The organism is Variovorax sp. 10L426, assembly GCF_056395305.1.
Map to the genome: position 1 here is coordinate 1 of NZ_JBFTJF010000136.1, position 377 is coordinate 377.

The 377-nt window shown below is 65.5% G+C and carries 1 protein-coding gene; it reads right to left on the reverse strand.

All coding sequences use genetic code 11. The features are described 5' to 3' along the window. Positions 1-290, reverse strand: a 290-nt coding sequence (locus AC1DHL_RS30140; RefSeq protein ID WP_478164388.1) for an NAD(P)-binding protein, incomplete at its 3' end; no start/stop codon positions are given. Between the last annotated feature and the right edge of the window lie 87 nt (positions 291-377).

The following is a 377-nucleotide window of genomic DNA, read 5'->3' on the forward strand; positions in this document are numbered from 1 at the left end:
GTCTGGGGCATCTGGCGATCCGATACCACAGCGCCATCGCGGGCGAGTGTGACCCGGGTATCGACGTGAACGCCAATGCTGTCGTCGACGACCACGCCGGCGGTGGCCAGTGCCTCGAACAGTTCCGGGTGCGTGACGATTCCGGCGCCACGCCCGGTCAACGCTTCGGGTGTCCGCTCGAAGACCTCGACCTCCCAGCCTTCGCGCTGAAGCATGCTGGCGGCAAACAGACCGCCGAGCGATCCGCCGACGACGATCGCCCTGGGTTGCCTTTGCAGTGCGGATTTCATGCCTCGACTCCCGTTGTAGCTTGCGCCGGATGCGGCAATGCCAGGCCCTCCACCTCGGTGGATGGGTAGTTGAGCTCGATCGTGACG